At 56.3% G+C, this 25828-nt stretch carries 18 protein-coding genes and 1 tRNA gene; 8 read left to right on the top strand and 11 right to left on the bottom strand.

The window, feature by feature from the left end; genetic code table 11:
• Positions 1-9: 9 nt before the first annotated feature.
• Positions 10-2373 carry an ATP-dependent helicase gene (locus tag ACEN2J_RS07310; protein WP_442104529.1) on the bottom strand — a complete coding sequence of 788 codons (2364 nt, stop codon included), beginning with the start codon at positions 2371-2373 and terminating at the stop codon, positions 10-12.
• Positions 2374-2429: 56 nt separating this feature from the next.
• On the bottom strand, positions 2430-3029 hold the full coding sequence (locus ACEN2J_RS07305) for a MarR family winged helix-turn-helix transcriptional regulator (protein ID WP_442104528.1): 600 nt from the start codon (positions 3027-3029) through the stop codon (positions 2430-2432).
• A 111-nt stretch (positions 3030-3140) separates the two neighbouring features.
• Here ACEN2J_RS07305 and ACEN2J_RS07300 point away from each other — a divergent pair, with 111 nt between their 5' ends.
• The 3 genes from ACEN2J_RS07300 to ACEN2J_RS07290 all read left to right on the top strand — a co-directional run bounded on the left by ACEN2J_RS07300 (position 3141) and on the right by ACEN2J_RS07290 (position 8899).
• Positions 3141-4643 (top strand): MDR family MFS transporter, encoded by a 1503-nt coding sequence (locus ACEN2J_RS07300; protein ID WP_442104526.1) that lies wholly within the window; start codon positions 3141-3143, stop codon positions 4641-4643.
• 156 nt (positions 4644-4799) lie between these two features.
• The gene (gene pyc, locus ACEN2J_RS07295; RefSeq protein WP_442104524.1) at positions 4800-8261 is read left to right on the top strand and encodes a pyruvate carboxylase; all 3462 of its coding nucleotides are present in this window, start codon (positions 4800-4802) and stop codon (positions 8259-8261) included.
• 161 nt (positions 8262-8422) lie between these two features.
• The gene (locus tag ACEN2J_RS07290) at positions 8423-8899 is read left to right on the top strand and encodes a DUF1203 domain-containing protein (RefSeq protein ID WP_442104522.1); all 477 of its coding nucleotides are present in this window, start codon (positions 8423-8425) and stop codon (positions 8897-8899) included.
• Between the two features lie 43 nt (positions 8900-8942).
• On the opposite strand, the gene ACEN2J_RS07285 is transcribed toward ACEN2J_RS07290, so the two are convergent.
• Both ACEN2J_RS07285 and ACEN2J_RS07280 read right to left on the bottom strand, forming a co-directional pair.
• The gene (locus tag ACEN2J_RS07285; RefSeq protein ID WP_442104520.1) at positions 8943-9179 is read right to left on the bottom strand and encodes a hypothetical protein; all 237 of its coding nucleotides are present in this window, start codon (positions 9177-9179) and stop codon (positions 8943-8945) included.
• 132 nt (positions 9180-9311) lie between these two features.
• Complete coding sequence (locus tag ACEN2J_RS07280; protein WP_442104519.1) at positions 9312-9833, bottom strand: PhnA domain-containing protein; 522 nt, start codon at positions 9831-9833, stop codon at positions 9312-9314.
• Positions 9834-10064: 231 nt separating this feature from the next.
• On the opposite strand from ACEN2J_RS07280, the gene ACEN2J_RS07275 reads away from it, so the two are divergent.
• Positions 10065-10139, top strand: a tRNA-Gly gene (locus ACEN2J_RS07275).
• Between the two features lie 260 nt (positions 10140-10399).
• Here the strand turns inward: ACEN2J_RS07275 and ACEN2J_RS07270 are convergent.
• The gene (locus tag ACEN2J_RS07270) at positions 10400-11296 is read right to left on the bottom strand and encodes a LysR family transcriptional regulator (protein ID WP_442104517.1); all 897 of its coding nucleotides are present in this window, start codon (positions 11294-11296) and stop codon (positions 10400-10402) included.
• Between the two features lie 97 nt (positions 11297-11393).
• Between ACEN2J_RS07270 and ACEN2J_RS07265 the strand changes: the two genes are divergently transcribed.
• The gene (locus ACEN2J_RS07265; RefSeq protein ID WP_442104515.1) at positions 11394-11684 is read left to right on the top strand and encodes a putative quinol monooxygenase; all 291 of its coding nucleotides are present in this window, start codon (positions 11394-11396) and stop codon (positions 11682-11684) included.
• A 182-nt stretch (positions 11685-11866) separates the two neighbouring features.
• Entirely contained in the window at positions 11867-12058 is a 192-nt protein-coding gene (locus tag ACEN2J_RS07260) for a hypothetical protein (protein ID WP_442104513.1), read from the top strand.
• A 276-nt stretch (positions 12059-12334) separates the two neighbouring features.
• Here ACEN2J_RS07260 and ACEN2J_RS07255 read toward each other — a convergent pair whose 3' ends face one another.
• The 4 genes from ACEN2J_RS07255 to ACEN2J_RS07240 form a co-directional block, all read right to left on the bottom strand.
• Positions 12335-13558 (bottom strand): MFS transporter, encoded by a 1224-nt coding sequence (locus tag ACEN2J_RS07255; protein ID WP_442104511.1) that lies wholly within the window; start codon positions 13556-13558, stop codon positions 12335-12337.
• Positions 13559-13925: 367 nt separating this feature from the next.
• The gene (locus ACEN2J_RS07250; RefSeq protein ID WP_442104509.1) at positions 13926-14177 is read right to left on the bottom strand and encodes a hypothetical protein; all 252 of its coding nucleotides are present in this window, start codon (positions 14175-14177) and stop codon (positions 13926-13928) included.
• Positions 14174-15211, bottom strand: coding sequence for a hypothetical protein (locus ACEN2J_RS07245; RefSeq protein ID WP_442104507.1), 1038 nt, complete (start codon positions 15209-15211; stop codon positions 14174-14176). Before ACEN2J_RS07245 ends, ACEN2J_RS07250 begins: the two co-directional genes overlap by 4 nt.
• Positions 15212-15373: 162 nt before the next feature.
• Positions 15374-16636 carry a hypothetical protein gene (locus ACEN2J_RS07240; RefSeq protein WP_442104505.1) on the bottom strand — a complete coding sequence of 421 codons (1263 nt, stop codon included), beginning with the start codon at positions 16634-16636 and terminating at the stop codon, positions 15374-15376.
• A gap of 468 nt (positions 16637-17104) precedes the next feature.
• Between ACEN2J_RS07240 and ACEN2J_RS07235 the strand changes: the two genes are divergently transcribed.
• On the top strand, positions 17105-18130 hold the full coding sequence (locus tag ACEN2J_RS07235; RefSeq protein ID WP_442104503.1) for a hypothetical protein: 1026 nt from the start codon (positions 17105-17107) through the stop codon (positions 18128-18130).
• Positions 18131-18135: 5 nt separating this feature from the next.
• Complete coding sequence (locus ACEN2J_RS07230) at positions 18136-19359, top strand: GNAT family N-acetyltransferase (protein ID WP_442104501.1); 1224 nt, start codon at positions 18136-18138, stop codon at positions 19357-19359.
• Positions 19360-19418: 59 nt separating this feature from the next.
• On the opposite strand, the gene ACEN2J_RS07225 is transcribed toward ACEN2J_RS07230, so the two are convergent.
• On the bottom strand, positions 19419-21941 hold the full coding sequence (locus ACEN2J_RS07225; RefSeq protein ID WP_442104499.1) for a DUF3131 domain-containing protein: 2523 nt from the start codon (positions 21939-21941) through the stop codon (positions 19419-19421).
• A 13-nt stretch (positions 21942-21954) separates the two neighbouring features.
• Complete coding sequence (locus ACEN2J_RS07220) at positions 21955-25308, bottom strand: glycosyltransferase (RefSeq protein WP_442104497.1); 3354 nt, start codon at positions 25306-25308, stop codon at positions 21955-21957.
• Between the last annotated feature and the right edge of the window lie 520 nt (positions 25309-25828).

Here is a 25828-nt window from a genome sequence, read left to right as displayed (position 1 = left end):
TGCACCCCGTCAAAACGGCAAGTCATGTGCCTGATCGGCAGCGGTCACAAAGCTGGCAACCACCTTTTTCGATCCAGCCTTATCAAAGGCAACATCCAGTTTGTCCCCTTCGATCGCGTCAATCGTGCCATAGCCAAACTTCTGGTGAAACACGCGGTCGCCCAACGTAAAGGACGAAACGGCGGTCAAGTCGATGGTCGTAGACTTCGCCTCACGCGGTTGCGACATACGTTGCGCGCTGCGGTCCTGCATGCGCCGCCAACCGGGTGAGTTATAGACATCGGCATTCGCCGCGCGTTCCTCAATTTTCGGCGCAGGGGCCGCTGCGCCAAAACCACCGCCATACAGGCCGGGAGGCGTTAAAATATCAACATGGTCGGCCGGCAACTCATCAATAAACCGGCTGGGCAGCTGGCTTTGCCATTGGCCGTAAACACGCCGATTGGCGGCAAAGGATATGGTGCAAATCTCCTCGGCCCGCGTGATGCCAACGTAGGCGAGGCGCCGCTCTTCCTCTAGGCCCTTGTTGCCGGATTCGTCCATGCTGCGCTGGCTGGGGAACAGGCCGTCTTCCCAGCCCGGCAGAAATACGGCAGGAAATTCAAGGCCTTTGGCGGCGTGCAGGGTCATAATGCTCACCTTGGCCCCCTGCTCTTCGGTCTCATTTTCCATAATCAGGCTGACATGCTCCAAAAACCCCTGAAGGTTCTCAAAATTATCCAGCGCCTTGACCAGTTCTTTTAGGTTTTCCAGCCGCCCCCCAGCCTCGGGCGACTTATCGTTCTGCCACATCGCGGTGTAGCCGCTTTCTTCCAAAATAGCCTCGGCAAGGGCTACATGGTCGTAATCGGGCTTTAACGTTGCCTCATGCCAGCGGGCCATGCCGTCACAAAACGCGCGTAGCTGACCGGCCCCTTTGCCACCAATACCGCCCTCGGCCAGCAACGCGCGCGCGCCCTCCAGCAGGCGCACTTCACCCGCACGGGCCACGCGTTGGATGTTTTGCTGGGCCTTATCGCCCAACCCCCGCTTAGGGGTGTTGACCACCCGCTCAAAAGCCAAGTCATCATCAGGCGACACAGCCAGCCGGAAATAGGCCATCGCGTCGCGAATCTCTAACCGTTCATAAAATCGCGGACCGCCGATCACACGGTAAGGCAAACCTATGGTTAAAAAGCGGTCTTCAAACGCGCGCATCTGGTGGGATGCACGCACCAAAATCGCCATATCATCAAGGCTATGCGGATCCATGTGGCGCGTGCCGCGTTGCAAGGATTCGATCTCATCGCCAATCCAGCGCGCCTCTTCTTCACCATCCCAATGGCCGATTAGGCGAACTTTCTCGCCGTCTTCTGCCTCGGTCCACAGCGTTTTGCCCAAGCGGCCCGTGTTACCTGCGATCACGGATGATGCCGCTGCAAGGATGTGAGGCGTCGAGCGATAGTTTTGTTCCAGCCGGACCACTTCGGCGCCGGGAAAATCCTTTTCAAACCGCAGGATGTTGCCGACCTCGGCCCCGCGCCAGCCATAGATCGACTGGTCATCATCACCGACACAGCAGATATTCTTATGCGACTGAGCCAGCAGCCGCAGCCAAAGGTACTGGGCCACGTTGGTATCTTGGTACTCGTCCACAAGGATATATTTGAACCAGCGTTGATATTGCTGCAAAATATCAGGGTGGGCCTGAAAGATCGTGACGCAATGTAGCAGCAAATCGCCAAAATCGGTGGCGTTCAGGGTGCGCAGACGCTCTTGGTATTGCTGGTACAGCTCGATCCCACGGTTATTATAGGCGGCGGCCTCGGACGCGGGCACCTTTTCCGGTGTCCAAGCACGGTTTTTCCAAGCATCAATGATGCCCGCCAGCATCTTGGGCGGCCAGCGTTTTTCATCAATCCCATTCGCGGCAACAAGCTGCTTTAGCAGGCGCAGTTGATCATCGGTATCCAGAATCGTAAAATTGCTTTTCAGCCCCGCCAACTCGGCATGGCGGCGCAGGATTTTCACGGAAATCGAGTGGAACGTCCCCATCCACGCAAGGCCTGCGTCGGAACCGCCCATCAGCTTGGCCACACGCAGCTTCATTTCGCGCGCGGCCTTGTTGGTGAACGTGACGGCCAAAATCTCATTCGGGCGGGCGCGTGCGGTGTTTAGGAGATGCACAATGCGGGTGGTCAGCGCTTTGGTTTTCCCCGTCCCTGCCCCTGCAAGCATCAGCACAGGGCCATCCAATGCCTCGACCGCCGCGCGTTGGGCGGGATTCAGATCATCCAGATAGGGCTGTGGCCGCGTGGCCATGGCACGTTGCGAAAGCGGCACGGGGCGTGCGGCGGCGGCCTCAAAGGCGTCATTTTCATCAAATCCGTTCATGCCGCCAATTTAGCGCCGGATTGCGCAAAGGGGAAGCGCTGTTCTTGTATTGTTCATTATTTTGATGAAGGATCGTGACGCAAGGGGTATTGTTCGCGCATCCCTTCGGAATAACGGCCAAAAAGGCGGGAAAAGGTCAGGATGTCTTCTTCGGGCCAATCGGCAAACAGGCGCAGGGTACGGGTCCATTTGGCGGATAGGAAGGCGTTGATCAGGGAATGTGCCTGCTCCGTCGGCACCAGAATCGAGCGGCGGCCATCGGATTGACTGGCGGCACGCACAATCAGGCCACGGTCAACCAGATCGGCGGCAATGCGGCTGGCGCGGGACGGATCAAGACAAAGGTCTTCGGCCAACAGGCCGACGGTGGGTTCTGTGGGCGTGGCACGGCCAAAACCGCTGCGAATGCGCATGATAGCCGAGAGCGCATGGAATTGCGTGGCCTCTAGGCCAGAGTCCAACTCTTCCAGCAGGCTTTGCGGCACGTCGCCCTTCATAATGCGGCGCATATAATGAAAATGCTCGGCCTCGAACACCAAAAGCGCATCCGAGACAGCGTTGGAAAGACCGGCAGCATGCAGATGCGGCTGCACGCGGTCTTGGTAGGATTGGGGCAAGTTGGGTTTAGATGTGTCCATCCCCATCGATTGCGGCATCTGGTTGCGCCTGTCAATATCCTGCCTGTCACATTTATGTGCCGTTGACATATATCTGTGTAAGGCATAGCGATTTATAACCTGCGACATTATGACTAAACGGAGCGCCCCATGGCCGACCCCCTTTCCTCCCCTCCAGCCGAGACGCAATCGATCAAGATGGTGATAGCATCGGTGGCCGTTCTGCTGCTGCTGGCCTCATTAGACCAAACGATCGTCTCAACTGCGCTGCCAACGATTGTCGCCGATTTGGGCGGGCTAGAGCATTTGTCTTGGGTGGTGACGGCCTATATTCTGGCCTCGACCATTGCCGCACCTTTGTATGGCAAGCTGGGCGATTTATACGGGCGTCGAAACATGGTTTTCGTGTCAGTCGGGCTGTTTTTGCTGGGCTCAACACTGTGTGGCATGGCCCAGACGATGGAGTTTTTGATTGCCGCGCGGGCGTTACAGGGGCTTGGCGGCGGCGGGTTGTTTGTGCTGGCGCTGTCGGTGATTGGCGATGTTATTCCGGCGCGGGATCGCGGCAAGGTGCAGGGCGTGTTTGCGGCCGTTTTTTCGCTGTCGTCGGTGATGGGGCCATTGCTGGGCGGCTGGTTTGTCGATGCGCTAAGCTGGCATTGGATCTTCTTTATCAACCTGCCGTTGGGGGCCTTGGCCGTGGCCGGGTTTGCGATGGGGTTTTCGCCCACGGGCAAACGCGCCAAGCACCGGATTGATTGGGCGGGGGCTGCGGCCTTGACGCTATCTTTGGCCAGTTTGACGCTGATGACCAGCCTTGGCGGCCGTACATTTGCATGGGATTCGGCCCCTGCGCTGGGGTTAATCGCGCTATGCATCGCGGCCACAGTATCTTTCATCGCCATTGAGCGCCGCGCGCCCGAGCCGATTTTGCCGCTGTCTTTGTTTACGCTGAATGTTTTTGTCTTCACCAGCATCATCGGGTTTGTGGTGGGTGCAGTTCTATTCGGCGCGGTGACATTCTTGCCGCTATATTTGCAGATAACCAAAGGGATTAGCCCAACCGCATCCGGTTTGATGTTGGTGCCGATGACGGCGGGGATTGTTATTGCATCAACCGCTTCGGGCCAGTTTATGGGGCGCACAGGGCGCTACCGGATTTTGCCAATGATCGGCACGGTTTTGGCCCTTGTGGGCAGCCTGCTGCTGACGCGGATTCAGCGCGACACCGGCACCGTGGCTTTTGGCCTGTCTATCGCGGTTTTGGGACTTGGGCTTGGCTGTATTTTCCCCGTCGTGATGACGGCGGTACAAAACGCCGTGCCGCGCGCGCAACTGGGCACAGCCACAGCCGCCAGCGTGATGTTCCGGCAAATCGGCGGGTCCCTTGCGGTGGCGGTGTTTGGCGCGGTGTTTACGGCGCGGATGGCCACTGTTTTGGGCGATCAGGCCACTGCGCTTGGCGGTGAAATCGGGCCACAGATCATGGCCACGCTGCCCCCTGCCCAGCAAGAGATTGTGGCGAATGCTATTGTGACTGCGATTCACCCGATATTCTGGGTAACGGCGGCGATGGCGCTGATGGCATTTTGCTTTTCGCTGCTTTTGGCCGAGGTACCGCTGACAAACCGGATGGTTCCAAAGGGCGAATAATTCGGACGATTGGTTGCGCTAACAGGGCTAAACGGGAAAATCGCCCGTTTAGCCCTGTTTCTTTTACAAATCTGACAAAAAAATGCTGGGAATGTATTGCGCTGCGGTGCGGCACGCCTAGAGTGCGGGCAAACGTATTCTAAGGGAGTGACCGACATGGCCGAATTCCGCAAAATTCTGATTGCGAACCGAGGCGAGATTGCCATCCGCGTGATGCGCGCCGCCAACGAGATGGGCAAAAAGACCGTGGCCGTTTATGCCGAGGAGGATAAGCTCAGCCTCCACAGGTTTAAGGCGGATGAGGCCTACCGGATTGGCGAAGGCCTGTCCCCCGTGGGTGCGTATCTGAGCATCCCCGAGATTATCCGTGTGGCGAAAATGGCGGGCGCGGATGCGATTCACCCCGGCTATGGCTTGCTGTCGGAAAACCCTGATTTTGTCGATGCTTGCGATTCGGCAGGCATTACCTTTATCGGCCCCAAAGCCGAGACCATGCGCGCGCTTGGCGACAAAGCCTCGGCCCGCCGCGTGGCGGTAGAGGCCGGCGTGCCGGTTATTCCAGCGACGGATGTGCTGGGCGACGATATGGAATTGATCAAGAAACAAGCGGCCGAGGTTGGCTATCCCTTGATGCTTAAGGCGTCATGGGGTGGTGGTGGCCGCGGTATGCGCCCCATCGCGTCCGAGGCCGAGCTGGCCGATAAGGTGCGCGAAGGCCGCCGTGAGGCCGAAGCCGCCTTTGGCAATGGCGAGGGTTTCCTTGAGAAAATGATCACCCGCGCCCGCCACGTTGAGGTGCAGATTCTGGGCGACAAGCATGGTGAGATTTACCACCTGTATGAGCGTGATTGTTCCGTTCAGCGCCGTAACCAAAAAGTGGTTGAACGCGCCCCAGCGCCCTATTTGACCGAAGAACAACGCGCCGAGGTGTGTGAGCTGGGCCGCAAAATCTGTGCCCATGTTGGCTATGAATGCGCAGGCACCGTCGAATTCCTGATGGATATGAATGACGACAAGTTCTATTTCATCGAGGTGAACCCACGCGTGCAGGTTGAACATACCGTGACCGAAGAAGTCACCGGTATCGACATTGTGCAGGCGCAAATTCGCATCGCTGAAGGCAAAACTTTGGCCGAGGCTACGGGTGCTGCGTCGCAGGCTGATGTAAAACTGTCGGGCCATGCGTTGCAATGCCGCGTGACGACCGAAGACCCGCAGAACAACTTTATCCCCGACTATGGCCGCTTGACGGCGTATCGTTCGGCCACGGGCATGGGCATTCGTCTAGATGGCGGCACCGCCTATGCGGGCGGCGTGATCACGCGATATTACGACAGTTTGTTGGTGAAGGTCACCGCTTGGGCGCAGACACCTGAAAAGGCGATTGCGCGGATGGACCGGGCGCTGCGCGAATTCCGTATTCGCGGCGTATCGACCAACATCGCCTTTGTCGAAAACCTGCTCAAGCATCCAACATTCCTTGATGACACTTATACCACCAAGTTTATCGACAACACGCCCGAGTTGATGGACTTTAAGAAACGCCGCGACCGTGCGACGAAAATCCTGACCTACATCGCCGATATTACGGTGAACGGGCACCCAGAAACCGCTGGCCGCCCGCTGCCTGCTGCCGATATTCGGGTGCCAAAGCCGCCTGCCCTGCGCAACGACCCGCAGATGGGGACGCGCAACCTGCTGGAACAAAAAGGCCCGCAGGCCGTGGCCGATTGGATGCGTGCGCAATCGAAATTGCTGATCACCGATACGACGATGCGCGACGGCCACCAATCCTTGCTGGCCACCCGTATGCGCTCGATCGATATGATCCGCGTGGCGCCAACCTATGCGGCAAACCTTGGTGGGCTGTTCTCGGTTGAATGCTGGGGCGGGGCTACGTTTGATGTGGCATACCGGTTCTTGCAGGAATGCCCTTGGCAGCGCCTGCGCGATATTCGCGCGGCCATGCCGAACGTGATGACGCAAATGCTGCTGCGCGCGTCAAACGGCGTGGGCTATACCAACTATCCTGACAACGTTGTGCAATCCTTTGTGAAACAGGCCGCCGAAACCGGTGTTGATGTGTTCCGCGTGTTTGACAGCCTGAACTGGGTCGAAAACATGCGCGTCGCGATGGACGCGGTGGTTGAGGCGAACAAGGTTTGCGAAGGCACGATTTGCTATACCGGCGATATGCTGAACCCTGATCGCGCCAAGTATAACCTGAAATACTATGTCGCGATGGGCAAAGAACTGAAGGCCGGTGGCGCCCATGTTCTGGGCCTGAAAGATATGGCCGGTTTGCTGAAACCCGCCGCCGCGCGCGTGCTGGTTAAGGCGCTAAAGGAAGAGGTTGGTTTGCCGATCCACTTCCACACGCATGACACGGCTGGCATTGCCTCTGCGACTATTCTGGCCGCAGCCGAGGCGGGCGTGGACGCGGTCGATTGCGCAATGGATGCGCTGTCGGGCAACACCTCGCAGGCGACGCTTGGCACGATTGTAGAGGCCTTGCGCCATACCGACCGCGATACCGGCCTTGACATCGGTGCAATCCGTGAAATTTCCAACTACTGGGAAGGTGTGCGCGCGCATTACGCCGCGTTCGAATCCGGCCTTCAGGCCCCCGCTTCCGAGGTCTATCTGCACGAAATGCCCGGCGGTCAGTTCACCAACCTCAAGGCGCAAGCGCGCAGCTTGGGCCTTGAGGAACGCTGGCATGAGGTCGCGCAGACCTATGCTGATGTGAACCAGATGTTTGGCGACATTGTAAAGGTAACGCCATCATCCAAAGTGGTCGGCGACATGGCCTTGATGATGGTGGCACAAGGGCTGAACCGCGCGCAGGTCGAAGACCCGAAGGTTGACGTGTCGTTCCCTGACTCTGTGATCGACATGCTAAAGGGCAACCTTGGGCAGCCGCATGGCGGTTGGCCGGAGGGTATTCTGAAAAAGGTGCTAAAGGGCGAAGCGGCCAATACCGAGCGCCCCGGCGCACATTTGGCCCCGGTTGACTTTGACGCAGTGCGCACAAAGCTGGCCATCGATTTGGCCAAAGGCGCAGAAGAGCCTGATGAAGAAACCGTGGATAATGAAGACCTTAACGGATATCTGATGTACCCAAAGGTATTCATGGACTACCGCACGCGCCACCGTGCCTATGGCCCTGTCCGGATTTTGCCAACGCGCACCTTCTTTTACGGGATGGACGCGGGTGAAGAAATCAGCGCCGAGATTGACCACGGCAAAACACTGGAAATCCGCCTGCAAGCCGTCAGCGAAGTTGGCGATGATGGTGAGGTAAAAGTGTTCTTTGAACTGAACGGCCAGCCGCGCGTGATCCGCGTGCCGAACCGTGCAATCAAAGCCAAAACCGCAGCCAAGCCAAAGGCCGAAGAGGGCAACGCAAACCATATCGGTGCGCCAATGCCGGGGTCGATTGCCAGCGTAGGCGTAACGGTCGGCCAAAAGGTGAATGCGGGCGATTTGTTGCTGACGATTGAGGCAATGAAGATGGAAACCGGCCTGCACTCCGACCGCGCGGCGGTGGTCAAGGCGGTTCTTGTAACGCCGGGCATGCAGATTGACGCCAAGGATTTGCTGATCGAGCTAGAATAAGGCCCTTTAGCCCGAACCAAATCAATCACGCGCGGGGCAATCCGCGCGTGATTTTTTTATGCGCAAGGCGGCCATTCCGGCCAAGGTATCCGCAAGAAACGGGTCGCCAGCTTGACGGCGGGCAAGCTAATAAAAGCACATACCCCCATAAGGAAAAACCGATGAGCTTTCAGATTCACGCCCTGCCCGCCCAAGACTTTGCTCCGTTGTTTGCTATGTCGGATGCGGCACTGGCGCAACGCAATGCCTGCCGCGTGGTTGTGACAAAAAGCCCGGGAACGCCCTGCCGCGTTAGCCTTGCCGATGCCCGCGTGGGGGAAACGGTATTGCTGCTGAACTATCAGCACCAGCCAGCGCAAAGCCCCTATCAGGCCAGTCATGCCATTTTTGTGCGTGAGGGCGTAGCCGAGGCCAAACCAGCCCCGAATGAGGTGCCTTTGGTCATTCAGACACGGCTTATCTCACTCCGGCTGTTTGATAAAAACCACATGATGATGGATGCCGATGTCTTACAGGGAACCGCAGTAGCGCAGGCCATCACGGCGGCTTTTGGAAATGAGGCGGTTTGCTATGCACATCTGCACAACGCCAAACCCGGCTGCTTTGCCGCACGCGTTACGCGCCTAGGCGAACCTTAATGCCGGCGCAGCATGGCCAAACCCAAGCTGGGAACACCCCTCCCTAGGACGGAATCTTGCCGGATTCGACAGCGACAGCCAGCTCTTCCATGCTGATCTCACCGTTTTTATTGGTGTCGGCTGCGCGAAAGTTTTCGTTGGTGATGGTCGGGAAAGCGGTTAGCAGCTCGGCCATCGAATAACCGCCGCTATCGTCGCTATCGATGACCATAGCCTGCGCGTTCGCCTGCGCCATTGTGAAAACCGAAAGGACGGTTGCGGCCAAAACGAGAGTCTTCATGTCGCATTTTCCTAAACCGTTGCGCCCTGGGCCAATACGCCGCGCTACAGCCCTTATATATACTGCAGGATGAGGGTAATTCCAGAGCACATTGACGTCACCGCCGCCAGATTGCGCCCTTTGCTGCCCAAATCATTTCTTTTTCACAAACTCGGTCAAAATCACGATGCGTTGGCTATCGACGCGTCCCTCAATATGGGCGGCGTTATCGGCGACCAAAGTAATGCCCCGAACTGCCGTGCCACGCTTGGCAGTAAAGCCCCCGCCCTTGACTGGCAAATCCTTGATCAGCACGACGGTATCACCGGCGGCCAGTAACACGCCGTTGCTATCGCGATGTTCCACCGCTGCTGGGGCGTCAACCACAGCTTGCACTTCGGGCAGCAGCATCATCGCATCGCGCGCCTCTGTGGCCCATGCTTCATCCAAGGACCGCAGGCGCCGCCAAACGGCGTATTGCACGGCGGGCTCTTGTGACCATGCGGCCCCCTCAAGGCAGCGCCAATGGCCCGCACTATCGGGACGGTCGCCACGACACACGGCGCAAAGGATGATCGGGCCAAGCGGGGCCACCTCAACGCCGGCAAGACGTTCGTCCGCGCCGCAAAATTCGCACACGCCGCCACTACGGGCCAAGAGATCATCCAAAGTCATTGCGCCGGTTCCTTTTCACTTTGGCTTGGCATAGGCGGCAGCGGCGGTTTTGGCAATGGCGCAAGGGGATATCGCTTTTGCGGTTGGTCTGTTTCACGTTGATTGCAAACCACGTTGTGGCGGAGGTGCAGGTTCGGCGCAAAAAAAAGTTCGGAAAATTTGCAAATCGCGCATTTTCCCTCTTGCAGCCGACAGCACTCCTTTATACATCCTGCCTCACCATAACGGAGTGCGGGCGTAGCTCAGGGGTAGAGCATAACCTTGCCAAGGTTAGGGTCGGGCGTTCGAATCGCCTCGCCCGCTCCAGTTTTGGCAGTCTTAACAAAGACTTACAAATAGCCGCCTTCGGGCGGCTTTTTTGTTGTTGCCATTTGTTGCCAAATTCATTTCGCATCCCGCACCAAGACTTCGCTGTCCAGCACTGCGTTTTGCACCCCTCCCAATAACATATGCAGGCCGTTCACCGCGGTCACCCGAGCGTTGGGTGAAGGCCACGCATCCCTTTATAGGTCGTGCCTTGATGGGTCGTAAAAGCCTTGCGTATAAAAAAAGCTGAAATGCCCCTTCTATCGCATTTCCTTAATTTTCATCACGCGACTAAGGGCATCGGCCAGCGCTTGCACCCGTCGTGGCTGCGCCCGCCCAGGTGGGAACATCATCTGTAGCGGGTTTGCCGGAAAGGAAAATGCTTCCAAAAGAGCGATAAGCCGCCCTGCGTCCAAATCGGGTGCGACATCGAGTTCTGATTTCAGAACGATGCCATGTCCCTCAAGCGCCCATTGGCGCACCAAAGAGCCGTCATTGACGATCTTATTGCCGCGCACCGTAACTGTTTGCGGCTTCTTGTCCGTTCCAAAACGCCAAACATTATCCAAGGTCGCGCCAAAACGCATGATCAAACAATTGTGCTGCGTCAGATCGGCGGGCGTTTGCGGGGTGCCATGCGCAGCTATGTAAGACGGTGCCGCACAGACGATGCGGCGAAAATGGCCGAGGTTGCGTGTGCGCAAGCTACTGTCCGTCACGGTACCAAACCGCAGCGCCAAATCGAACCCCTGCCCGACAATATCGACATACCCGTCCGACAAAAGCAGCTCGATTGAAATCGCCGGATGCTCTGCGGTGAACGAAGATATCACCCCCGACACAATACTGCGGCCAATATCGATTGGCGCACTGACCCTGATCGAACCGGACAGCGTTTCAGCCCCGTGTCTGATGCGCATCTCAAGGTCGTCAATTTCGCCCAGAACCAGCTTGGCACCGCTTAGCAATGTGCGGCCCTCATCGGTAAGGCTGAGAGAGCGCGTTGTCCGATTGAAAAGGACAACGCCGTAATGTGCCTCAAGTGCGGCCAGCCGTTCCGAAACGGTGGTGGCAGACAGCCCGACCTCGCGACCTGCGGCGACAAGGCTGCCCTTTTCGGTGATGGTTTGAAAGAGGCGGATATTATCAATCAGCATTGCACGGAATTTCCGGATTATCTTTTCGAATGATGGCCGTTTATCCGATAAATATAAAAGGCCATATAGTCATCATAGAACATTGAGGAAATAGAAAATGTCGAAACTTACAATCGTCGCCACCATCAAAGCCAACCCCGACAAAGTCGAGCTGGTTAAAGCGGAACTGATCAAACTGATCGCAATCACCCGTGATGAGGCTGGCTGCGTGAACTATGATCTGCATCAGGACAACAGCAACCCAGCCCATTTCATGTTTTATGAAAACTGGGAAACGCGCGAGCTGTGGCAGACGCATATGTCTGCACCGCATCTTGCTGCCTATATGGCTGCAACCGATGGTGCTGTTGCCGAATTTACGCTGAATGAAATGCCCGTTATTCACTAATCCAACACTCAGGAAGGCCCCTATCCGCTCGGATTTGAAATATGCCGAGATCAACGACACCCGCCTCTGCAATACCACTGTCACCAAAGCGAAGTTGACAGCGATCACCGCGACGTCATCCTGACGCTGAAACCCTAAACAGCAATCGAGGCGCTTTCGGGTGCCCCTTTTCTGGGGCATGGATGGATGTCGGCGATTTTGCCGTTGCGTATCTTGTGGGCATCGACGGCCCTTCGGCCATCGGGTCTGAATCCAGCCTGAAGGTGGAGCATTTTGCCTTTATAGCCAGAAATTTGCCTGAATTTGTGGCCAGCTTGCACAAGCTGGATGTACCTTACCGCCGCATAGACCTTGCCTCAACTGGTATTGTGTAACTTAACCTTTGGGACCTGGATGGGAACCACATTCATAGCGACCTTAAAACCAGTGACTGACCCAGAATCTGGTCCCGAACCTAGCTTTCCCACAGTGGACCTCGATGGCCCCTGTAGTATTTGGGCGCATTTATAAACCAGTTTGCGGGTTGCACTGTACATTCGAAGCATTTGCGCCAATGGCTCTTTCAGGCAGCGATCAAAAACAATCGTTTTATTGCCCCGAGAACGTATTGGCTTTGGCCACGAACGTCAGTGTTTGCCCGCGTTCACACATCAAGCTTTGTGCGATGCCCCAAGTTTGGGCAGGTACAAACGCACGAGACCTAAACCTGTCAAGGCAATCGCTGTCAGGCTTGCTCCGGCTAGGAATGTCGCCTGTGGCCCGAACCCTTCCCAAAGCGCGCCAGCCAGAATACTTGCCGCCAGCAATGCCAGCCCCCCCGCAAGGTTGAACATCCCATACGCCGTTCCTCGCAGTTCCGGCGGTGCGGTGTCTGCCACAAGGGTTGCGAGCAGTCCTTGCGTTAGCCCCATATGCAGCCCCCACAAGGCCACACCGAAGGCAACGCCGATCAGGCCGGGTGCGAAGGCAAGCGTGAGGTCGGCAGCTATGAGCAAGCCAAACCCGATGATCAACATGGTCAGGCGATTATAGCGGTCGGACAGCACCCCTGCCGGATAGGCCGCGAACGCGTAGACAAAGTTCATCAGAACCAGAACCATCGGGATGAGAACGAGGGGCAGACCCGTGCCTTGGGCGCGTAAAATCAAAAAGGCCTCACTGAAACGCGCAAGTGAGAATATCGTCGCAATCGCGACAACCAGCCAATAGCCAGAGCCGAGGCGCTTGAGTTCCGGCAAGCTTAGCGGAAATCGCACTTTGCGCAGACCCATTGGGCGCGCAGGCTCTCGGACGGCAAACACCAACAGGCCCAGCGCCATAAAGGCCGGAATGACAGCAAACCAGAACACTGCCTGAAAGTTGTTGGCCGTCAGCCACATCAAAGCAATGGCCAGAAGCGGGCCAAGAAAAGCGCCAATGGTATCAAGGGATTGCCGCAGCCCAAAACTGGCTCCGCGTAAATGAGCAGGCGCAATATCGGCCACAAGCGCATCACGCGGCGCGCCGCGGATACCTTTGCCCACCCGGTCGATAAAACGCGCCGCGACAAGCAAGCCCACGGACCCTGCCAAGGGGAAGATCGGCTTTGTAAACGCCGCAAGCCCATATCCAATGATTGCCAGCCGCTTGCGCTTGCCGATCCAGTCAGAAATGGCCCCAGAGAAAATCTTGACGATTGAGGCCGTGGCTTCCGCGATGCCTTCGATGATGCCCACTGTGACCATGGACACCCCCATGACGGTGACCAAATAGACCGGCAGCAAAGCGTGTATCAGTTCCGACGAAATATCCATGAACAAGGATACAAATCCCAGCGCCCATATGCCTTTCGGAATATCCCGCCGCCGTGCCAAAGATGGCGATTTAGAAGTCATCAGAAAATCTCGCTCAAGACATGAATTTCGGCCAGCGTTCGGCCTAACTCTTAGTGCCCGTCAAAGGTTTTGGATAGGCGCATTTAGATTAGAACTCATAGGCCTCTGTCGACTCTAAGAACGACCGTTTGCGCAACGGAAGGCTTGAACACTGTCATTCTTGCCTATGCAGCGGTTGCGCAATGTGACCAACACACCGGACAATACTCCGCTGCCAGCGTGCAGACCATACCCCACTTGGCGCAGAGTGGATTTGTTAAGTTTTAATCCCGCCATATTGCTGTTGCCCCTGCTTGCCATAGCGCTGCCAAGTCTAGCACAGGCTGGCGACACCCGAGTCACAGTCGCGTTCCGCCTGTAGAGATCATTAGGTCTGGCGTCGTTCAACCCGAACAACAGAGGCCTTGGCCTTGGCTTTGGGTGCGGTCCCGGGCTGGTGGGGTGTTGGCGGTAAAATGCCCATCTTGGGGGCAAGCACGGTCTGATACCAATGTGCAAAGGCAGGCCCCTCAACGCCACCATTGTAATAGGTCGCGGTATCGCTTGCGGCCGCATTCGCCGCTTCGACATCGCGTAATCGGGGCTGCGTTTTATCGGCTCGTTCAACTGTGATTTTCATAGCGCCTCTGCCTTTGTACGCGTGTTCGCTGCATCAAGCTGTAGATTGGAAAACACTTGCCCGAGCCCTTCAAAGGAACGGACGATGGGCCGCGTTAGCGGATCGCGATCTGCAAACCATGCCCCGACACGGCAAATCTGTGCCGCGAATTCCGGATGCATGCCGACATCGTCGCGCCCCAAGACTTTCTCTTTGGTTTTCCAACCGCGCTCTTTCACCTCATATTGGATAAGCCGCAATCGTTCGAGGGCCTGAAAAACCGTATAGAGTGACAGGTAGCGCAGCCAATCTTCTTTGGCGTGCCCGATGCTGGGGTCATAGGCGTCTGCCACGATTTGAAAGCTGACCTCTGGCGCCACCGGAACAGTTTCATCGGCGATGAACCAAGCAAAATCTTCGGCCCCGTGGCGAACGCCAGCATATTCGAAATCAAACCAGCGCAAGGTTCCGGCGGCGTCGCTTGCAGCGTTGCCTGCCCGACAGTCCCATTTGACGAATTGCGTCGCGGGCACTGACAGCGCGTCATACAGGGCAAAACGGTCAAACCCTTTGCCAAGCGGCACCTGTTTGTCCAGCTTACGGGTCAGGTTGACCAGATGCTCAATCCAAGACCGGTTCACCCCCAGATGCGGTAGGTGTTTCTCAATCCCATTCTCACGCCCAGCCCGCTGAATTCTGAACAGACCAGCCACGGCTGCAGCCATTAAATCGTTACGCCGCGCCGGTTTGGCATGGGTAAGGTCAAGCGTAAGTCTGTTTTGGCCAACATCCGATTGAAACAGCACATTGTCAGAGAACCCCAGATACCTTGGGATGTCGTCACATGTCTTTTGCAGACGAAAGAGAACAAAGGCCTCAAGCGCCGTGCGCGGCTTATCCTCGCGGCTGGTTGCAACGACGGTGCTGTCGTCCAAATGGATACGATAGCTTTCGCGGTAGATCCCGCCTGGGCAACTTATGTCCCGAAACTTGGCGCCAAAGACGCTTTGGGCACTGGATTTTACCCGTTCAAACCGCCTGTTGTCGTCATCCATGCCTTACGTCCCGCGTGTTGCCAACGTATCGTTGTTTCCAATTCAGGGTCCATATCTGCGTTGCAAACAAGGCTGAATGAAGGCCCGACTGCGGAAAAAGGTTGAACGGGCCACAAAAGCAGCCCGTTCTTTGTTAAATGGATAATAAGCTATAGAAGCCCGTTACCAAAAATGCTCGCAATCCGCGTCCTCTGTCTCGTCATCGTCGCGATGGGCGTCATCGCCCTCTTCTGACGCATCATAGGTCGGGATCAGCTTGGTCAGGCAGGTCTCACTATCGCCACCCGAACCCGATGTCCCGCCAGAGCCTTTGGTTCCGCCGGAGCCTTTCGTCCCGCCACTGCCCTTAGTCCCGCCGGAGCCTTTGGTCCCGCCAGTACCCTTGGTGCCACCGGAGCCTTTGGTCCCGCCAGCACCCTCGGTGCCGCCACTGCCCTTGGTGCCGCCAGTGCCGTTGGTGCCGCCAGTGCCCTTGGTGCCGCCGGAGCCTTTGGTGCCGCCACTACCCTTGGTGCCACCGGAGCCTTTAGTTCCACCAGTACCCTTGGTGCCGCCGGAGCCTTTGGTTCCACCAGTCCCCTTGGTGCCACCAGTACCCTTGGTGCCACCGGAGCCTTTAGTACCACCAGTGCCCTTGGTGCCACCGGAGTCTTTAGTACCACCAGTGCCCTTGGTGCCACCGGAGCCTTTAGTGCCGCCAGTACCCTTGGTGCCACCGGAGCCTTTGGTCCCGCCAGTGCCCTTGGTGCCACCGGAGCCTTTAGTGCCGCCAGTACCCTTGATGCCACCGGAGCCTTTGGTTCCACCAGTCCCCTTGGTCCCGCCAGTGCCTTTGGTGCCGCCGGAGCCTTTGGTCCCGCCAGTGCCCTTGGTGCCACCGGAGCCTTTGGTCCCGCCAGTGCCATCAGTTGGATCATCGGTTTCGTCGAATTCGTTGCCAGTGAAGTGATAATAGGACTCTTCGCCGGTTGAAGAATAAATCGTCGCCTTGATGACAGAGGTATTCAGATCCAAGCCTGGATTATTCTCGGCCAAGTACTCCTTCAACGGGTCTGCAAAATCTTTAAATGTGAGTTTCGATAAATCTTGGCCTGGCTCAGCCTGAATATAAACGTATTCGTCGGTAACTCCGTCGCCGGTTTCATCAATATGAAATGTAATGCCGTTTGTATCCGTCGGAATGACGGGCGCGTTTGGATATGCGCTGGCCGCTACGGTGCCCGCGCCAGTATCTCCGGAATACGTTCCATCTGATCCGTGCTGCGCGGCGGAGCCTTTGGTCCCGCCAGTGCCATGCGTACCCTTGGAACCATGTGTCCCTTTTGACCCATGCGTGCCCTTAGAGCCTTTTGTGCCCCTAGAACCCTTGTCATTATGTTTGTCGCCGTGCTTGTCGTCATGCGCTTGTTCGGATCTTTTAGCCATAATGCTAAACCCCCACCAAATGTCAGCCAGACCAGTTAAATATCCTTGGCCTTGCCATTTCACGCCCCCGCCGTAACCCAGAGCGTGAAATGGCAATCATGTCAAAAACAAAATAAAATAGCCTTTATTTCGCCATCTTTGGGGAACCAGTTGCCTTACTTCTGACACGTTGTCCGAATGCGGGAAACAATCGGCTGCCCTTGGGCACTCTGTTTATGTCGCAGGTGACGCCGAACCGAATCACTTTTATTACTTCGACACAGTCATATGCGTCTTGGCACGTGATGCCCTATCCACAGCCGCAACCGCCCATGTCCGCCTGCGCCGAAACGCATCGGCACAGCTTTTCCTTGCTCTGGTCTCAATTTCATCGACTTCACCTGATACGCCACGAACAAGGCGCGTCTGCCTTGAGGTCCACGCCGTGCCAACGGTCCACGGGCCTAGGGTTAAGCGCAGGAGGAAAGAGTGAGCATAAGCCAGCGCAAACAACAGGTTGTAGAGAGTGCCGAAAGATTTTTCGCGCAACCCGTTTTACAGGTCGACTCGCCGGGCGGCGAAGGGCGTGCAAGTTATCGCCTCAGCTTTGGCGACAGGACCGTTATTGCCACATTGCGCCCCAATTTTCGCCGGACCCATGTTGAGGCCTTCACGCTTAAAAAATTGTCACCCTTTTGCAGCGACCTTCCCCAGTGTTTGGGCGTTGATGGCGAGATTCTGTTTCAATCAGATGTCGGGGGCGCGCGGCTGAATATTGAAATTTCCAAGGCCAGCAGATCACATCGCGATACGCTCGCGCATGAGGCGGTGTCGTCGATCTTTCGGATTCATGCTGCGGGCCGAAAGGCAAAGCTGCACGAAAGCGTGCCGCATCTCGGGCAAAATCAAGCGTGGATCAATAATTTTGTGAATGGAATAAGTATCTTACAGGAATTTCAAAACAGGCAGTCAACTAACCTCGACATCCAAAGCCTTTGCGAAAAACTTGCGGTTCGCGGAACCCAATTCGTGAAATGGGATTGTCGATCGGGAAATGCCGCCATTGGCCAAGATGGAAAGCTGCGCTGGTTTGACTGCGAATATTCAGGCGCACGCCACGGTGCCGAAGATTTTGCATGGTTGATCGGTGATGAGTCTTGGCCCATCTCGCCCCAAGACATGGAGGCGATCGTCGCGGATTGTTTTGACCCAGATATCAGCCAAAACGTGACCGACTATCTCGACTATATGGCCCTCTACATCACGTTCCACAGCGCCCAGCGGCTTAAGCTAATCATCAGCGAGGTGACACGGCGGGGATGGAGCTCGAAATCCCGTGTCCGTGCCTATGACAAGGCAGGTGCGCATCCCGAGTTTGCAGCGCAAATTTGCCGTGTTGGCCGGTATTTTGCCCAGCGCAATCGCGAAACACAAACACTTGCCCGTGATTTTGATGATGCAGAGGCGTTCTTTCTAACGCGCCTTACGGCGCGTCCCGTCTTGGAAAAGGTCTGATCCAGATGAAGCATGCGAAAATAGGGGCGGTTTCAGAGCCCGAGCTATATGTCGATGTCATTGATACTTATGAAGATTTCTTAAAGCTGCAAAACGCTTGGCAAGAGTTGGAGAGTCTGGACCCAGAGGGCACAATCTTTCTGACTTGGGATTGGATGGCGCAAGTTTTGCACAACAAGTTGTATCGGTGGAGCATTCTTGTCGTCCGTGAAATCGGTCTGGCGGGCAAGGTTGTTTGCATCCTTCCCCTGAAATACCGGGTGCGGTGGAGCGCCAGCCGCAATGAGTTTCAGACCGAGCTGGAAGCCGCAGGGCGGTTGCTATTTAGTGAATATACGGGGTTTATTTGCGATCCGCGCCAAGAGGCACGCGCGCTTGCCGCAGCCGCCAAGCATCTGTGCGGTATGCCATGGACAAAGCTGTCTATGCGCTACGTTGCCCAGCCCCGCCGCTGCCATCTGTTCACAGATGTCTTGGCCGCACATGGCGTGTCGGCCAGCTATAAAGACTATGTGATAAACAACAATGAAACCAATAACTTGCTTTGCCCCCAGGTATCCTTGCCGAATGATTTTGATACGTATCTGGAAACGCAAATCGGCAGCAGCAAACGCCAAGAATACAATCGTATAAAAAGCCGTCTTACCGATGACTGGGATTATGAAATAACCTGCACAACCACCGCAACATTAGATGACGATCTCGATATGCTTTTGACGCATTGGAAATCCAAGTGGGTTGGTAAAAAAGGCGAAAAACAGGCTGATCGGGTCACGCAGAATTACCGCGACATCCTGAAAGCCGCGCATCGCAGTGACGCGCTTTTCTTGCCAGTTTTGCGCAAAGGAAACACAGTGCTGGGGGCGCTGGGGCATGTTTTGGATGACGCCAACGGATCAGTGCATTTCATCGTCGCAGGGCGGAATATCGAGGCAAAAGAAAGCTTTATCGGCTCGGCTTTGCATTTTTTCAGCATCGCTTGGGCAATTGACCAAGGGTTTACGTGCTATGACTTTTGTCATGGGAATGAGCCCTATAAATACAAATACGGTGCCAAGGACCGAGAGGTTTTGTATTTTGAAGCCCGTCGCCAGACCCTGCAAGACGATCTGATTCTTGACTCCATTTGCATTGGCAGCGCCTTGAAAAAGGTCGAAGAGTTTCTACGCGAGGGCAAAACAGATCAGGCCGCACGCGCCTGCGCACAATTTGCAAAGCTATTTTCCTAAGATTTCCCCGTGGCACCTGCATACCGCACGGTTAGGCCAAAACCTTGATATGATAGACACTATTGCGAATTGGGCCCAAGAAGGATGGCCGCTATGCTTTGCAGAATAATGCCATTGGTGTTGATATCGGTACTGTTCGACGTCGCTTTGCCAGTATCAACATAGATACACGAGGCAAACCCAACCTTATCGCGTGCCTTTTCACGGACATAGCCCAGCAAACGGTTGCTGTGCGGATGCGCAATCACCGCAGCCCAGAGATAGGCGGCTTTGCAGCTCAGCGCCATCCGGCCTGTGTCAGCGCTTTCATCGATAGCCTCTCCATCCCGATCGAAGACAACGCGCCAAGGACGATCCGCGCTGCCCAGTTGCAAGCCTTGGTAAATGAACCATGGCGATTGATCGATTGGCGTTTCTGAGGGGCAGACCAACCGCCCTGCCCCTTCGTAATCTGCCAGCATGGCCGCGAACAAGGTATCTGCCACATAGTCCGAAGCCGCGTCAGGCCCGCGGTCCAGTATCTTAAGAAGTACCGGTTCGGCCCCAAAAGGCCCAAGCTGCGCAAGTGTTTCCAGAAGTGTCATCTTTTGGTCGGCAGAGCCGCGCTCGGCAAATCCGGCATAGGGCGATTGTGCCGCGATCCCCCATGCCGCCAAACCCTGCGCCGAATAATCCGCATATTGCGAACTGGCGGCAGAGATCAGCAGCCCGCCCGAGATGGACTGAAATTTACCGTCGATCACCACATCCTTCAAATCCCAAGACGCAACCAAAGCCTGAATGGCAGGGAAATCCGCAAAACGATGCTTGGCAAGCCGTGATAGAACAGAAAGTAAACGCCCGGTGTCGGACGCGTTGAAATTTCGGGTGGTCCGACCCGTTGCAACAATGACCTCTTCCGGCGGCAACACAGCCCCCGACACCTTGCGACCGACAAGATGGCGCAGCACCTTCTTGATCCGCGCCCTAAAACTGGCCTCATCAATCAAACCCAAATCAACCGCCGCGATCAAGGCATTGATATGGCTTCCAATATCCCACATCGTTAAACGCCCATATTGGCTCTCAGCGCTGCCAGACCCGCTGACTGCCGCCTGACAAAGCCCGGTTGTCTTATGTGTAAAGTTGTCAAAATAACGCCACGCGACGCGAGCATCTTCCATCAACAGATCACGGTTACGCTGTTCACCCCCCCCACTGCGGCGTAAAAAGGCTGGCGCGGCAGCCTCGGTGCGCTGCATCACGGGCAGCAACGGGTCGGGTGGCAGAACCGTGGAAACGAGGTCCGAAAGCGTGCAAAGATCGGTAACGCCATCATTGCCAAGGCCCACCAAAGCGCGAAGAACGGAAAGTTGAAGCGCTGGTGTCGCGACACCGGACGGATGAATAAGAACGACCCCGTCATCGACCGGACCAAGCGCGCGGGCCATCTTACCTTCTCGTAGCGGCACCGCGACTTCAAAAGACACTGGAAGATGCAAATTGCCCGCATCATCCAATCCGCGCCATGTCGCGTTGGTTCGACCAAGGATCAGTGTAACACCCGCGCCTTGCGTCTCAGGCGTTTGGACATAGGGCAAATCAATGACGACCGGCTGCCCTGTATCGGGGACCCACAAGCCAAGGCTGGCCGCATCCATGCCTTGATCAGGCCCGACACTGGCACTGTGCGCGATACCCGTCTTTGTGAGCATGGCTGCGAAATCCGCAACAGCCGCATTGGGGGTGGCGTTATCCGAAGGCACGCCGCACAAATGTACGGCAACCTGCCTACGAAATGCGGTGCCGTCGCGGACAAGGATATCGCGGGACTGCGTCACGCCCCCCTTGCCCAGAAGTTCCATCTTCGCCGCAGCCCGCGCAAACTGTGCCGCCGGCGCCGCAAGCGACACAACATCACCCTGCCCGAAATCTGCCGCCGAAAATATCAGGATATTATGGCTCTCGGCCTCCTGTTGCGTCAAAAGACTGTCTGGAGGATCAAGGATACTCACCCGCCGCCCGCCCGAGACGGTCAACACATTTGAGGGCGAAACGCGATTGCGCAGCGGCAACGCCCCTACCTTGGGGAATGACATCACAGTGCGCACCCCAGCCGAGCGCAGCCCGTCAAAGCTGATACGCTCTTCCTGCCCAAAGCAGGCAATGGTGCTGACCTTGCGGCCATCACGGATCAACGTCGCAATATCCAAAGTTTCCGACAACTGGATAAGGGCAAGGCTGGCAAGCCGCGCTTGAAAATAGGGCCGCTGGCGTTCCAGATCCGTCACGAAGGGGGCAAGTTCTATCAGGCCAGCGTAATCCGTCCAAAGGCGACGCAGCAGAATGGCGCGCGGGTCATCCGGCATCAAAGGCGCGTCCGAGAAGATCGCGGGGTCAATGACACACAGGCAAGGCACATTCTCGGCAATCAACGCGCTCAGAACCGCTTCGAGCCCCGCCAGCGATGTGTCGGCCCCGATGTCAGCGATGACCACAACCGTGTCCGTGCCCCGTCGATCCTCACCAATGCCAAACGCAGCAGCTGGCAGCAATGCGCCAGCCGTTGCGGATGCCTGCGCAAGAAAGGCCCTACGTTTCATCTCGGCGGCACCTTCATGCCTGCCGCCCCATTCCGTGCCGCTTCAGCTTGTCCCACCCTGTAAGCTGCCCGCTGATCGCGGAGCCAAGAGCGCGCAAAGCGGAAAAATAAAGGATTTGACGATAGAAAAAGCCCTGCAAAGGCCATACCAAAAGCAGCCACAGGCTTGCACGACGATCAAAGGCGAATGCCACAAGGATCATGACCAGATCAACCATTGGCAGCAGAATATACCCCAGCATCATCGCGCGCGACGCGCCTGTCAGATCAGGCCACTGGCCGCCGACAATATCGGCCAACGCCCCGAAAAGCATCGAAAAGAAGATCACATCCACCACAGGTGCCAAAATGGGCAGCACGTAGCCAAAAACAGCCAGATCAGCGAGAGAGAACAGCCGCAACGACCGCGACTCCAGAAACGCCGTTTTGTGTTTCCATAGCGCCTGCAGGATTCCAGTGTTCCACCGCAGCCGTTGCTTTAGCAGCGACCGTATGTCGCTGGGTGCCTCTGTGTAACCCGTTGCCCGATCCGCATAGGCGATGCGATAGCCTCCGCGCAGCATCCAGATGGTAAGATCGGTATCTTCGGTCAAGGTTTCGTTCGACAGCATCCCAATGTCGCGCACGGCCTCTACCCGCCACGCGCCCAGCGCCCCCGGAACCACGATGATGCCGTTGATATATTCATGCGCGCGCCGACCAATGTTTTGCGTCGTGAAATATTCAAGCGCTTGCAGCTTTGTCAGCACATTGCGTGTGTTGCCGACCAGAATAGTCCCTGCCACCGCCCCCACCCGCGTGTCGACAAAGGGCTGCACCAGATGAAACACCGCATCAGGTGCAATGACCGTGTCGGCATCCATGCAAACCGCGATCTCACTTGTCATGGCAGCATAAGCGGTGTTCAGGGCCATCCATTTCCCCTGATTTTTCTGCGTCAAGATTGTCACGGCGGACTGGTTGCCAAAGGCCGCCTGAACCTTTGCCAAAGTGTCGTCAGTTGAGCCGTCATCAACAACGATAACCCGAATATCCGGATAGTCCGAATTCAGCGCCGTCTGAACGCTGTTAAGGATCACATCGCTTTCATTAAACGCCGGAATGACAATGGTGACAGATGGCAGCGCCCGCAGGCTGCTGACACGCGTCGGCGCACGCAGGCAGGCCATCACAAGATAAAGCAAAGATCGGGCAAGACCAAGAGCCAGCACCAGCCAGAACACCCCATGTATAAGCTGGGTGGCTCCGATGATTGCGCCAAAGGATAGAGTGTTAAAACCGGACATCTGAGCCGCTGTCATAGGCATCAGTGCCGCCGTAGTGGTGCCAAGGATATTGGCCAAGGGCACAATCTGATAGCCCCGCTCGCGCAGAACCTTTACCAGCTTTCCGACGGCCTCTGCGGTATGCATGCCGTCGCCTTTTGCATCATGCAGAACGATGACGTTACCCTTGCCAAGATCAAGGCCACTTACCACGCTGTCCACAATGGTATCTGCGGACATCCCCGACCAATCCGGTGGGGCGATATCACTGCCTGCAACAATGTAACCCCGCTTTGCCACGGCGCTGAAAGCCTTGGCCTCGGCGCCCTCAATCGGGCCGTCGCCGCGGACATAAGGCGGCCGGAACACGCGCATAGTATGGCCGGTTATGCCAGTAACCAGCCGCTGCGTGGCGCTCAGCTCCAGCTCCAACCGCCAAGGGTCAACCTCACCCAACTTGGGATGCGTGAACGTGTGGGTGCCGACCAAATGCCCATCAGCCACAATCCTGCGCAGCACATCGGGATTTTTCAGCACCGCACTGCCAACTACAAAAAAGGTTGCTGGCGCATCCGCTGCCTTTAGCGCATCCAATATCTCAAGCGTAGCATCCGCGCTTGGCCCATCATCGAAGGTCAACGCCACCTGCACGCCATCGCCCTGCCCAAAGCGCTGCATCACAGCGGCTTGGGGCAAAACAGCCCAGTTTTGGTCGATGATCTTGCCGGTCTTTGGGTCTTGGACCTGCGTGCGCAGCCCTGTTTGTGGTGCATCGGCCCATTGGTAAAACGACCCAACCCCTTTGAAATAGACTTTGCCATCCAAAGAAACAGGCTGAAGGTCCGGTGTCACATTCCGCGCTTGGGGGTCAAAACCGGCAAGCGTGCTCCAAACTTCGGGGTCTTCTTGCCCAAGGTCAGACAGCCCAATCTGCGCGACCCCCAATTCATGCAAATCCATCAAGCTGTTATGCAACGAGGCCGCATCCAGAAACCAAATCTGATGGCGCAGCCCAGCTTTATCAACAAACTGACTGTAGGAATTTCGCGCAGATGCCGCATAGGCGACATTGCCCTTTGCTGCAGCAATCCGGATCATCGCTTCGGCAAAGGAAAGGGTCTCGGGCGTTGGGTGGCCTGACACCCAATCAACGGCCATCACCCCAACGGATGCCACCAGCTTTTTCCGCCCAACCGCCTCGGCAATCTGTGCGGCCGAGGCAAGAAATTGATCATCCGGCGCAAGCGGGCCCGGCGCAGACCCGATCCACGGCGAGCGGAACATCTTTACGATCACATAATCCGATGCCGCGATGATGCCGGGTCGCTTCCAAATCTCGGACTCCGCAGATAAAATCGTACACAGCTGACTGCCCGACAAACGGAACGCGTCGTGTATATCGGACAGCAAGGCCTCGACCCCCGAAAGATCGGCGGTGGCTGGAAAATCCAGCGACATGCAAACCCCTGCGGCTTTGGACGCAAGAAGTGCTTCTCCGATCTGCTCGACCAGCCTTTTGCGGTACAGGATATCCTTGGTCTGACCAAGAAAAGCGTTCCGGTCCATTTCATACGACAAAGACATCATCGGCATCAAAAGCGGTGCCGCAACCCCGCTATCAAAAACAGACCCAAGCGCCGCGACAAAGTCGGGATCAAGCGCTATTGGGCGAAGGTCAAATCCCTCGCCGCCGATTTCAAACCAGTCGGGCACCAGTACATCGACCTGTGCGCAGTTGTTCACAAAAGACTGAAAAGCGCTGACAGGCGTGTTGGGCAGCAGCGCAAAAACCGATAACGGCCGGGGGTCCTTGTCATCTGCCAAAGCAGAGCCGGGCGCTTTAAAGACTGGCTTGCAAGGATTTGCCACTGGCACAGGTTGGTAATGATCGTTGTGGTCATGATGCGGCTTTTGGTCCGGATCTGTTGCGAGATGCGACGGGCCAGACGATAGAACTTCTACAATCGGAACAGCAGGTTGTGCGCGGTTTGACACGGTGGAAATCGGTGCAAAATCATTTGCTGGCAGATCGGGTGGAAACTCTACAATCGTGACCGCAAAAACGGCCAGCCAGATCGCAAATGCCACCCCCGTCACAGCCATCAGGCGACGCACATATCGGTAACGAAGCCCGCTGCGATCCAAAAAAACGGGTCGCTGAGCCTTTGGTCCGGCTTTGAGGCTGAACCTCTCATGTCCCATGAATTAAACCCTCATGCGGCCTAACGCCGTTGGGCACCGGCGCTATGTAAACTAAATGACGTATAGATAAAAAAAATCGTAACAGCTCTCGGGCGCCCTAGAGCATCTTGAAACCGGCGCTTAATCACCCCGCATCAACAGAATGCATAAAACTGGGGCGTTTTCAAGAAATCTTGTGACACGAATACAGGTTTTGCGTTACAGCACACGCATGAGTTGAAAGTGTTGCCGGATTCGAAATAATCGAGGCTAATCATGGTGCTAAAACGCCAAAAACTCGCAAGCCGCAATGAACGGCGATGATTCAGAAACATAAAATCCGCGAATTCAACATAGCCACAGCCACACCCCCCAAAACCCTAAATATAATTCGGGTTCGTACCAAAAATTTGCACCCCGCCACGCCAAAACTATAAAAATT

Source organism: Pseudorhodobacter sp. W20_MBD10_FR17 (assembly GCF_052119765.1).
GTDB lineage: Bacteria > Pseudomonadota > Alphaproteobacteria > Rhodobacterales > Rhodobacteraceae > Pseudorhodobacter.
This window is presented reverse-complemented; position numbering and strand designations above follow the sequence as displayed.

What these genes read in the sequence shown, in the direction of transcription:
- ACEN2J_RS07310 (WP_442104529.1), bottom strand. Translation starts at nt 2,373, where the DNA reads ATGAACGGATTTGATGAAAATGACGCCTTTGAGGCCGCCGCCGCACGC.
- ACEN2J_RS07305 (WP_442104528.1), bottom strand. Translation starts at nt 3,029, where the DNA reads ATGCCGCAATCGATGGGGATGGACACATCTAAACCCAACTTGCCCCAA.
- ACEN2J_RS07300 (WP_442104526.1), top strand. Translation starts at nt 3,141, where the DNA reads ATGGCCGACCCCCTTTCCTCCCCTCCAGCCGAGACGCAATCGATCAAG.
- pyc (WP_442104524.1), top strand. Translation starts at nt 4,800, where the DNA reads ATGGCCGAATTCCGCAAAATTCTGATTGCGAACCGAGGCGAGATTGCC.
- ACEN2J_RS07290 (WP_442104522.1), top strand. Translation starts at nt 8,423, where the DNA reads ATGAGCTTTCAGATTCACGCCCTGCCCGCCCAAGACTTTGCTCCGTTG.
- ACEN2J_RS07285 (WP_442104520.1), bottom strand. Translation starts at nt 9,179, where the DNA reads ATGAAGACTCTCGTTTTGGCCGCAACCGTCCTTTCGGTTTTCACAATG.
- ACEN2J_RS07280 (WP_442104519.1), bottom strand. Translation starts at nt 9,833, where the DNA reads ATGACTTTGGATGATCTCTTGGCCCGTAGTGGCGGCGTGTGCGAATTT.
- ACEN2J_RS07270 (WP_442104517.1), bottom strand. Translation starts at nt 11,296, where the DNA reads ATGCTGATTGATAATATCCGCCTCTTTCAAACCATCACCGAAAAGGGC.
- ACEN2J_RS07265 (WP_442104515.1), top strand. Translation starts at nt 11,394, where the DNA reads ATGTCGAAACTTACAATCGTCGCCACCATCAAAGCCAACCCCGACAAA.
- ACEN2J_RS07260 (WP_442104513.1), top strand. Translation starts at nt 11,867, where the DNA reads ATGGATGTCGGCGATTTTGCCGTTGCGTATCTTGTGGGCATCGACGGC.
- ACEN2J_RS07255 (WP_442104511.1), bottom strand. Translation starts at nt 13,558, where the DNA reads ATGACTTCTAAATCGCCATCTTTGGCACGGCGGCGGGATATTCCGAAA.
- ACEN2J_RS07250 (WP_442104509.1), bottom strand. Translation starts at nt 14,177, where the DNA reads ATGAAAATCACAGTTGAACGAGCCGATAAAACGCAGCCCCGATTACGC.
- ACEN2J_RS07245 (WP_442104507.1), bottom strand. Translation starts at nt 15,211, where the DNA reads ATGGATGACGACAACAGGCGGTTTGAACGGGTAAAATCCAGTGCCCAA.
- ACEN2J_RS07240 (WP_442104505.1), bottom strand. Translation starts at nt 16,636, where the DNA reads ATGGCTAAAAGATCCGAACAAGCGCATGACGACAAGCACGGCGACAAA.
- ACEN2J_RS07230 (WP_442104501.1), top strand. Translation starts at nt 18,136, where the DNA reads ATGAAGCATGCGAAAATAGGGGCGGTTTCAGAGCCCGAGCTATATGTC.
- ACEN2J_RS07225 (WP_442104499.1), bottom strand. Translation starts at nt 21,941, where the DNA reads ATGAAACGTAGGGCCTTTCTTGCGCAGGCATCCGCAACGGCTGGCGCA.
- ACEN2J_RS07220 (WP_442104497.1), bottom strand. Translation starts at nt 25,308, where the DNA reads ATGGCTGTGACGGGGGTGGCATTTGCGATCTGGCTGGCCGTTTTTGCG.